Source organism: Herminiimonas contaminans (assembly GCF_015645465.1).
GTDB lineage: Bacteria > Pseudomonadota > Gammaproteobacteria > Burkholderiales > Burkholderiaceae_D > Oxalicibacterium > Oxalicibacterium contaminans.
In genome coordinates, this window is record NZ_JADOEL010000031.1 from 1 (window position 1) to 8552 (window position 8552).

Here is an 8552-nt window from a genome sequence, read left to right on the forward strand (position 1 = left end):
AGCACTTGGTCAACAGCATCTCGTTTGAATGATTCGGGATAAGTACGTCTGGTCTTGGTCATAAACATAACTCCTGGGTGGCATTATCCACCTTAAGTTAGTGTCCACCTAGACCGGGACAGACCAGCACTCACATACAAACACTACGACTTCTCTTCCACTCTCCAAGTGCAGTTTGTAATGCCCAACATCAATCTTTTCTAATCTCATGACTTTAGAATGTTCCGTCATTCGATCTTCAAAAAAATTATAGTGCCCGTAGTAGCTCAACCAAGGAAACTTGGTGCTATGTGCCGTCATATCATTCCTTAATCATCAGTTCAAAATCGGTTGGAAATCTTTCCACAGCTTGATATGGAATCTCATCTTGCACCCACATTTCGTAACTTCTCACGTGAGCCAAGAATTTACTCACGAGATCTTGTTTTGATTTATCGAATAATAATCTATGCCTAGTTAGTAGCTCGAAAATTGCTCTGTTGTTAGGAACAATAGTTGTTAGACGCATCCTTAGCCATATGTCGTGCAATTTCGGACTTTGGGGATTTTTTTTAGCCAAGTCAGACAGCGGACCGTACTGAATCCATGCTTGGCGGCTTTCAGCTAGTAGAACAGCGACTTTGCTTTTCAATTCATCAGCGGAATGAATATCCCCAGGAAGCAATGATGCAATAACCAAAGATTCAAATTGATTTTTTCTTTCAAGAAGCCACTCGACGGAGTATTTTTTTTCGTTTTCGGGTTTATCTATTTCCGTGTGGTGAACAGCACAGAGCAGAATCAGGTTGTTATAACTATCCCTATCCTTTGCACTTTGATTTTCGTCGAATCTGCTTGATTTTGGCTTGTCGCCTTTAATATGCGCCATCTCGCCTGTTGTATACCCAGTACCGTCATCTCCTTGATCCGTCAGTTTTCTAGCGCAATCGGGAAAAGAACACCTTCCAGCAGCATTCGCCCACAACAATTTTATAGATTTTTCACTAATTGCCATCAATGCCTCCAGCAAACCAATTAGAACATTTTCTCGTTATGTATTTTGCATAACAATTGCTTACCCCGCACCGATGTTTTGACACAGACAATGCAAAAAAAAGGGGTTACGAATAATCGTAACCCCTTCTGTTTATGGTGGGCCTCCCGTGAGTCGAACACGGCACCAACGGATTATGAGCCTAACCGCGTTGTAAGCGTTGGTGCGGCTTACAGAATTAACATGCTAATTAATGGGACAATTTTGGGACACCCAGCATAAAATAACGCTGGGAGGATTCAATGGCAACAATAACGAAGCGTGGTCAGTATCAATGGCAAGCGAAAATTCGCCGAGAAGGTCATAAACAATTATCCAAGACTTTCAATAGTAAAAATGAAGCCGAAGCTTGGTCTCGACATATCGAAGGGGAAATGGATCGAGGAATTTTTGTTTCCCGTGAAGAAGCTGAAAGTACGACTTTGCGAGAAGGGTTAGAACGCTATGCGAACGAAATAACTCCCTTAAAAAAGGGTGCGGCTCAAGAACTTACGAGAATCAAACGCTGGCAAAAAGATGCTTTGGGCTCTCGCTACCTGTCTAATATACGAGGTAGTGATTTAGCCAAATTCAGGGACGAACGACGCTCTCAAGGCAAGGCGGAAAATACCATTCGACTAGACCTCGCCTTACTCTCACATTTCTTTGAGACTGCCCGTAAAGATTGGGGAATGGAGAGTCTTATCAATCCAGTTAAAAACATAAGTCTGCCAAGTGGATCAAAACAACGCGACAGACGTTTGCAGCCCGAAGAATTTCAATATTTAATTCAAGCGTTAAATGATGGGAGTCAGCCTATAGCTAGCTCTATTGTCCAAATAGCGGTTTCAACAGCAATGCGACAAGGTGAAATTCTTGGCTTACTTTGGGAAAATATAGACTTTAGTAAAAGAACAATTTATCTAGCTGATACAAAAAATGGTGAATCCAGGACCGTGCCATTATCTTCAAAAGCAGCATTAGTATTGAGCAACTTATCTCGACCTATAGATGGTGGAAAAGTGTTTTACATCTCTCAAGACAGACTAATCCGCTCGTTTCAAAGAGCATGTGCTGTTGGAAAAATAAATTACGTCGCTAAATGCAACGAAGAATGCAAACCGCAAGTAGATAACTTTCTAGTTGATTTGAGATTCCATGACTTATGTAATCCAAAATCGGTGTTGCGTATTGATAGTGCTAAGTTAATTAAAGCCATTCGACGATACGCAACATATTTAGTGTGGCGCATTGAACTTCATCGGTGTGACTTTGGTCTTCGTGCCGCGCTCATGTAGTTCCTTCTGCAATTCAGCAATCACTCCATCCCTTACGCGAAGCATTTCCTCTAATTCGGCTATGCGGGCATCCAACCGGTAGTTGACGCGTGCTAGTGTGGCGACCTCTTCTTGCGCCTCCACGACCATTTTGCGGTATTCCTTCTGTTTTGCCGCCGACTGGGCTAATTCCGAGCGACTTTGCTTGAGCAGTGCTTTCGGCGCCGTATCGTTGATCTTCCGAATCTCTACCAACACGGGCTCGTGAAAGCGGTAGAGGGTGACACGATCTACTCCGGCTTCCTTGGCAACTGATACGGCGGTGATCCTGGTTCCCTTTTCGACGAACTTCGGTTTGCCGTGCATAAGGCGGTGTAGCGCTAGCTCTAGCTTCTCTCGAGTTTCCTTGATCGACTGGCGCTTCTGAGCGGCCAGAGCCTTTTGAGTCATTGCATGGATGCTCATGCCAACTCCTGCCCGTCAAGCCGACGCAAAACCTTTTCGGCGTATCCAAGAATGGTCTGCGCGCGAGTCTTACCACCTGGCCCCATGTCATCGAGCGCAAGCGCTTCCTTTTGCTGTTCCCGTATACCTTCCCAAACAGGTCGATGCTCTGTCCCAATGATGCCGTAGTTGCAATCGACGCACATCTGCGCCTCAAAGATGCAAAGACCACCGCATCCCGTGCCACGAGCGTTGCCAACGCACCACGAGTGGCCCGTCCCATTCAGGGTGATGGTGCTGGCGTACTCCTTGATAAGTTCTTCCTTATTGACGGCGGTGCGAACTGATGCGCGCCAATCTTTAAGCCAATGGTCGCCATTCGCCAGAGGCGTATCAGAATCCAGATATCCACTCATGATTTCGCTCTGCCTGGTCATCTTTTCTTCAGTAATCATGTCCAAGAGCTCAATGTCGGCCTCGTATCGGTCAGCGCCGCCGTCGGCATAATAGACAGTCATGTCGATGCTCCAATGACCGAAATGGTCACGCAAGGTCAGCAAATCACCGAGCTCGGATCGCGCGATGAAGTGGGCATAGGTACGCCGGAATTGATGCGCATACAGTGGATATGGATTTCCGTCATCGCCATGAATGCCGCAATGTTCGCAAAACTCCTTCAACAGCTTGTTCATTCTTGTACCGGAGAGGACGTGGATCAGTCCCTTATTTCTTGCAACAAATAATCGATTTCTTGAATTGCGGACAATATTGAGGCGCTTGACTATGCTTGCGCGCTGGTCTGCACTAGCGGACTCAAGGCTCGCATGGAGAACTGTCTCTTCAGTATTAAGGTCTTCTCGCTCCGCCATCGTAAGGCGCGTTAACACCTGAACCGCTTCCGCGACAATCGACGGCACGAGCCAGCGCTTCGGACGTACGCCAGTTTTATAAATGGTGCCATGTAGCCACATTAGCGCCACACTACCATCGCTGCTAGGTCCCTCGGTAATACACCCTTCAGTCAGGGACATCATCTCGGAATCGCGGATTCCGGAGAACATGTCGATAACAATGTAACAGGCTGTACGCAGTCGCGTGATCTCTTTGATCAGCTCATAGGTTCCGTCATAACCCGATGCCCTCGCTGAAGCCGTGCGATGGATTGTCACCCACGAACGAGACGTGGCAGTCGCCGCGATTTCTTCACCAGTGGCTTTAACGGCGGTAGTTGCCGCGAGTAATTCAATCGCCTTTTTCCGGATATAGTCGATCGCAGAAGATGCTATCTGATTGGAGATATTGTCAGGTATAACTTCTGTGGTTGCCCGCCGATGAGCGCCCCCTTGCTTTTGTCCTGCTAGTGATGTCGCCGCTTCGCCAGGCCATGGATGCGCCATCAATGAATCATTCAGCTTGTGGCGTTGGTAGAACATATCCTCCAAGAGAGATAGTCGGGATGTAACTGTTTGTGGTGATGCAACTCCACTCTTGGTCTGTTTCGCTGCTGAGACGTAGTCGAGCGTGCAGCCATCGAGATCCGCAAACCGCCGAATGCCATTGGCTATCATCCAACGCAAGAGCAAAATCAAGGGGAAGGATTTTGCAATCAAGGATCGAAGATGAGGACGTTTACGTCCTTCTATGGGTTGCGCAAACAATGACCATAAAAAATCTTTTGCAGCATCCAAGAGATTTGCATGCTGCGAATCCGTCAGTAAACTACCATCTGGCAGTATTACTCTCCAATCCAGTTGCTTGCGAGAAGATGGTAGATTCGCGTTCGGCAAATAGGGATACCAATCCCAAATGTCATCACCGAAACGACTTACTACCCACGGTGTGCCGTCTGGCTGTATCGCAACAGATATGGGGCGTATTTCCTTCTCTGCGGGTGTCGCACCTTTGAGTGGTTGTACATTGAGTGTGAGAGAGCTCAAAGTAGCGGTCCTTTCCAAGTGGGGTGCGGTGTCTGTTGCGCCTTAAGACGGGCAGCATTTACCTTATCGATTGGGAACTGTGAAGCAATGTCGGTATCGATTCGACGGATAATTGGGCCGTAGGTTTTCAGCCAATGGGCGGAGTTGACTTTGGACCGCTCCGCAAGCAACCGATAGTAAAAGCTAAACAGCCGCCAGAGGTCGTCCTCAAATACGCACATGTTAGGACACTTGAAGCAGTGGAAGAATTTTTGACACACCGACTCATCCTCTCGGAAGGGATTCTTGCAACGCGCGATCCCAGTGTTGTAGCCCCCAGCAAGAAGATCCTTCATGTCACCCAACGGAATTTTTCCATCCGCCGCTAGCAAAATCTTGCCTTCGACTTCCATGCGCGAAAATTGGCTGACCATCCCGTCAACGACGAGCGCATGATCCCGGTCTGCGTCAAGTGAGGCTTCTGCATAGTGACGTGCCGTGGTTTCAACGTTAGCATGCCCAAGTGCTTGCTGAACACGACGTATATCCCGAGTGCGACGATACAGTTCAGTTGCAAAAGTGGGACGCAATCTAGCGATGTTGAGGGCCAACGCTTGCCCATGGTCATCCTGAAGTGAATGCCGCTGTACAAACATCCGGAGGCCGGCATTTGCAAGCCCATTATCCAGTCGTACAACCTGGCCCTTACGCTCAAGGTGCGTAATGCGTAGGATAAAGACGTATGACTGATGCTTGGGTTCTATTTCGTGAATGAGTGGCGCTGTGATCGCGCACAAAGCGCGGAAGTGCTCGCCGATAGTTGCAGGGATGGCCTGCAATGATTTCTGTACAGCTGGTGCCGCTGTTTTACGAAGAGACGTGGCTTGTGTTGACCAGCCACGCCTTTTGTAAGTGACCATAAGCTCCCGATCTGGCAACGGGTGCTCCTGCAGGCTATCTCGTTTCATATCCAGCAGCGATTGCATATTTCTTCCCGTCGTCAATGCGAGAAGAACTAGATGTACCGCCAAGACTTGTAACCCTGTGAGAACCGCACGGTTCTCATGGATGTTTCTCAAGTCTTGATTAAGGGCAGCGAGTACGCGCTTCTGCTCCGTAATTGAATATGCCTCCCGTTTCTTCGACAGCCGATTTGCGTTGGGGAAGGGATTTCTTGGGAAGTTCAAGTCCTTGCTAACGGCCGCACCAGATTTTTGGCGATTTATTAATAGGGTCTTGATAAGATTAAAAGTGACTCGTCGAGAGGCAATCGACCACGGCTCACCTTTGTTTTTTCCGCCTGCAACTAATTGCAGCTCCAGCCATGCGAGGTAGCGATCCAGCAATGCACGATCAATTTGGCCCAAACTTTTAATTTTCTCGCCTGCACTCGCGGGGTCTTCGAGAAATCGCCAGAACGGACGTAATCCAACGTTGAGGTAAGAATAGAGAGTAGCCCCAACTGACGTATGCCGCATGCTCCACACAGCATCTCGCATATGTCCCGCGACATCATCTCGGCCATTCTTCTGGAAAGGACGAAAGTCGAATTCGATCTTGCCGTGATGAGGGCAATCGATGACGAATGTCCAGCCAGGCGGCATATCGACGACGCGTCCAGAATCGAGCGTCAGGTCAACCTTGCGGTCTAGCTTATTGCGTCTAATGGCCACGGCGCAATGCCTCGCAGACCTCTGCCTGATATCCATCCACGTCATCGTTTTGAATCAGATCAGCTGCATGCACATATTTCTCAGTTGTCGTGATCGAGCTGTGGCCCATGCGGTCTCGCACCCATAGCAGTGCTTTGCTCTGGCCTTCCTTCTTAGCCATACGTAGCAGCTCATAGGTGCCGAACGTGTGACGTAACATGTGTGGGTGGGCCTCAATGCCGGTCTTTCGGGTGCATTTCGCAAAGGCATTGTTAAGGTAACGGACAGAGAGCTCTTCACCATAGTGCGATAGGAATAACCTCGTACTTTCCCTGCCGTACGCTCGCTTGAAGATAGCGTTTCGCTTTGGCCAGTCGCGGCAGAAGTAAGACCAAAGAGCAACTGCAAGATCGTAGGGCAACATGACAAATCGTTCCTTGCTTCCCTTGGTCGGCGTTAGCGTTGGATCAAGCACCATCGGCAACTGCTTGCCGGGATCGTGCCCAGCAGGATTTGGCAGCATGCGATAATCTAGCCGCACCACCTCTTCGCGCCGCATGCCAGTCAGCAGAGCGAGATAACTCATGAGTTTGAGGGAATGCGGCGTCATGGTTTCGATGAAGCGAATGGCCTTATCCATGTGGAGGAACTTTGGCATCGGCTTATGCGTCTGTAACGTCAGTTCGTTGGCGTCAAATCGAGCCCCGGAAGCATCGACGTGAGCGAGAAAGCCGCGCGGCTTGGCTACCCAGATATCCTGGGTCGAAAAGGGTAGGCTGTGAGTCTTACCGTTGCGCAGGGACCAGTCATAAAAGCCATGGACACATCGAAGTCGCTGATTGACCGTGGAGCGAGAGCATTTCCGCTCCAGCATTGAGTCGCGCCACGCTGCAATCTGTGTTTGATTGACAGCATTCCATGCCAAATTGTTTGACTCGAGGAACGCGAAGAATTCGTACAGGTGGTGTCCATAGGTCAACCACGTCTTCTCGGATCGCGTACGACCTCTGACCACTGCGATAAAGCGAAGATATTCATTCGGCGCGGCGACCAACTCCATTTCACTGTCGCAAAGGAAAGGAATGTTTTCCCTCACTATCCCCTGCCAAATAAATTCGCTCTTGGTTAAAAACAATCGCATTAAATCACGTTCTCTCTGAGAGCCGCCGCAGCTTCCGGATCTCCTTGCCATGCATCTTCTTGATTATTATTCCTGAAATTTCGCGGTTGAAGCGGGAGAGCAGGAAAATTCAAAGAAATTAATCAATTCATCTAAAAGTCCACTCTGGACCGTTTTCGCCTTGCCTTCATAGATGTAACGCCAGTTGATGAAGACCCCGTCAAAACTTTTCAAATCTTCAGCTAGCGAAGATCCCACCCGATCACCAAAAAAAATTCTATATAGGCTAGTAAGCCACTCCTGTTTGTCTCGTGGAAGATTCTGAAACAGTTCATGAACGCTATGGGTGTTAGAGCGTAACTTCGATATTCGGCTGATACTTAAATTTTCATCGCCGTTATATATTTGCGTCGCATGAAGAGACTTTAAATATAGTTCGAGAGACAAAACTGCATTAATGATAACTGGTACGCTCACGCCAGATTGCGACCTAAGAATCCTGCTTGCAGCAGCAAAATCTCTCGCAGTAGAAAGAATCATTGGTTCGGGAAAAGCAGTGAACTCCTTCGGCAAAACTTTTTTAGACATCTGTTCCTTTCCACGACTCCCGTAGCTGTTTCTTGCTACGCTACATAGGACTCAGTGCAACCTTGCGCATTAGGAATGAAAATTAAGGTGGGATGCCATCGCTTTCTGGATCTTCGATGTCAAACCGTCCCAGCTATCCAGCTCATTAATCATTTTTTCGTGAAGTTGAATGAACAAAGTGGGATCGCTCTGCAAACTCTCGCTATTGGCCTTAAATCCGTGAATAGAAAATGCCTTCTCACGAAGATCAAGGAGCGTTTCATAAATCCCGGAGTCAGGCGAGAACAGAAATTGCGATTCGCGCACAGCCATCAAAAATTTTCTCCTAGCATCTAGAAATTCATCGACATTGACATCTCCGCTCAACGCATTATAAAAAGCGATGGTCATGTCGTAGATTTGAAACCGACGTGCATGGTAATCCCCCCGGAAAAGAAGTGAATTTGAAAGTAGAATTTTCTCCAATCGAAATTGAGGAAGTTTTACATGAAGAAGTCGCGTTTTTCGGAAAGCCAGATTATTGCCATCCTTAAGCAAGCAGAA

General features: G+C 48.0%; 8 protein-coding genes. 1 reads left to right on the plus strand and 7 read right to left on the minus strand.

Features of this window, described 5'->3' with window-relative positions; genetic code table 11:
- Positions 1-301 precede the first annotated feature (301 nt).
- Positions 302-994, minus strand: coding sequence for an HNH endonuclease (locus tag IXC47_RS18925; RefSeq protein WP_195876714.1), 693 nt, complete (start codon positions 992-994; stop codon positions 302-304).
- A gap of 281 nt (positions 995-1275) precedes the next feature.
- Here IXC47_RS18925 and IXC47_RS18930 point away from each other — a divergent pair, with 281 nt between their 5' ends.
- The gene (locus IXC47_RS18930; RefSeq protein WP_195876715.1) at positions 1276-2310 is read left to right on the plus strand and encodes a tyrosine-type recombinase/integrase; all 1035 of its coding nucleotides are present in this window, start codon (positions 1276-1278) and stop codon (positions 2308-2310) included.
- Here IXC47_RS18930 and IXC47_RS18935 read toward each other — a convergent pair.
- From IXC47_RS18935 to IXC47_RS18960, 6 genes are all read right to left on the minus strand, one after another.
- The gene (locus IXC47_RS18935) at positions 2251-2754 is read right to left on the minus strand and encodes a TetR family transcriptional regulator (protein WP_195876716.1); all 504 of its coding nucleotides are present in this window, start codon (positions 2752-2754) and stop codon (positions 2251-2253) included. The two genes, IXC47_RS18930 and IXC47_RS18935, sit on opposite strands and share 60 nt — an antisense overlap.
- Positions 2751-4670 carry a site-specific integrase gene (locus IXC47_RS18940; protein ID WP_230089665.1) on the minus strand — a complete coding sequence of 640 codons (1920 nt, stop codon included), beginning with the start codon at positions 4668-4670 and terminating at the stop codon, positions 2751-2753. The genes IXC47_RS18935 and IXC47_RS18940 overlap by 4 nt, the downstream gene beginning before the upstream one ends.
- On the minus strand, positions 4667-6322 hold the full coding sequence (locus IXC47_RS18945; RefSeq protein WP_195876717.1) for a tyrosine-type recombinase/integrase: 1656 nt from the start codon (positions 6320-6322) through the stop codon (positions 4667-4669). The genes IXC47_RS18940 and IXC47_RS18945 overlap by 4 nt, the downstream gene beginning before the upstream one ends.
- The gene (locus tag IXC47_RS18950; protein ID WP_195876718.1) at positions 6312-7442 is read right to left on the minus strand and encodes a tyrosine-type recombinase/integrase; all 1131 of its coding nucleotides are present in this window, start codon (positions 7440-7442) and stop codon (positions 6312-6314) included. Before IXC47_RS18950 ends, IXC47_RS18945 begins: the two co-directional genes overlap by 11 nt.
- A gap of 66 nt (positions 7443-7508) precedes the next feature.
- The gene (locus IXC47_RS18955) at positions 7509-8009 is read right to left on the minus strand and encodes a hypothetical protein (protein WP_195876719.1); all 501 of its coding nucleotides are present in this window, start codon (positions 8007-8009) and stop codon (positions 7509-7511) included.
- Positions 8010-8078: 69 nt separating this feature from the next.
- The coding region (locus IXC47_RS18960) for a hypothetical protein (protein ID WP_230089666.1) at positions 8079-8552 on the minus strand (474 nt) is incomplete at its 5' end.